This is a genomic window from Streptomyces sp. NH27, assembly GCF_056859195.1.
The window spans coordinates 1-1,428 of sequence record NZ_JACEGK010000928.1; the positions used below are offsets into that span (position 1 = coordinate 1).

Sequence of the window (1,428 nt, forward strand, 5' to 3'; positions counted from 1 at the left end):
GCCTTCAGGACCTCCCGGCCTCCTCCGGGGGGTCCGGAAGGACGTTGGCGCGCGCCACCTCGGCGTACCAGTGGGCGCTCTGCTTGGGGATCCGGCGCTGGGTGCCGAAGTCGACGTACACCGCGCCGAAGCGCTTGCTGTAGCCGTAGGACCATTCGAAGTTGTCCAGCAGCGACCACAGGAAGTAGCCCCGGACGTCGGCGCCGTCGGCCAGCGCGCGGTGCACCGCGGACAGATGGCCGCGCAGGTACGCGATCCGCTGCGGGTCGTTGATCGCGCCCTCGGGCGAGATGTAGTCGTCGAAGGCGGCACCGTTCTCGGTGACCATCATCGGCAGGTCGGGGTGCTCGTGGTGGACGCGCATCAGCAGGTCGTACAGGCCGGTCGCGTCGACCGCCCACCGCATCGCGGTGGTCTCGCCGGGCGGCTGGTGGAAGGCGACGTGCTCGGAGCCGGGCCAGGGCGAGTAGTCGCTCGCGCCGTGGCCGTCGTTGCGCGGCAGGTCGGGGTTCTCCCGGCCGTCGGAGACCAGCGTCGGCGTGTAGTAGTTGATGCCGAGCAGGTCGATCGGGCGGGAGATCTCCGCCAGGTCGCCCGGCTTGACCAGCGCGTCCCAGTCGACCAGGTGGCCGGTGTCGGCGAGCAGGTCCTCCGGGTAGCCGTCGCCGAGGATCGGGCCGAGGAAGACCCGGTTGCCGACGGCGTCGATCCGGCGGGCGGCGTCCAGGTCGGCGGCCGACTGGCTGTACGCGCGCACCTGGTGCAGGTTGAGGGTGATCGAGATCTGCGCGGTAGCGGGGAGAAGGGAACGCAGCACCCCGATCGCCCGGCCATGGGCGAGGTTGAGGTGGTGCACGGCCTTCAGCGCCGACTCCGGCTCGGTGCGGCCGGGAGCGTGCACCCCCGAGCCGTAGCCGAGATACGCCGAGCACCACGGCTCGTTGAGCGTGGTCCAGTACGGCACCCGGTCGCCGAGCGCCTGCGCCATGATCGCCGCGTACTCCGCGAACCGCTCGGGCGTCTCCCGCACCGTCCAGCCGCCGACGTCCTCCAACTCCTGCGGCAGGTCCCAGTGGTAGAGCGTGGCGACCGGGGTGATGCCCTTGTCGAGCAACTCGTCGACCAGCCGGCGGTAGAAGTCCAGGCCGCGCTGGACCGCCGGGCCGCGGCCGGTGGGCTGCACCCGCGACCAGGAGACGGAGAAACGGTAGGAGCCGAGGTTGAGGTCCCGCATCAGCGCGACGTCGTCACGGAACCGGTGGTAGTGGTCGGCCGCGATGTCCCCCGTGTCCCCGTTGAGGACCCGGCCGGGGGTGTGACTGAAGGTGTCCCAGATCGACGGGGTACGGCCGTCCTCGGCCGCGGCGCCTTCGATCTGGTAGGCGGCGGTGGCCGCCCCCCAGACGAAACCGGGGGGGAATCGGAGTG

Annotated in this window: 1 protein-coding gene; it reads right to left on the reverse strand. The window is 71.4% G+C overall.

Translation table 11 applies throughout. The annotated features are described in order from the left end of the window. Positions 1-4: 4 nt before the first annotated feature. On the reverse strand, positions 5-1,428 hold a 1,424-nt coding region (locus AC13HU_RS37155), incomplete at its 5' end, for a GH1 family beta-glucosidase (RefSeq protein WP_483046412.1).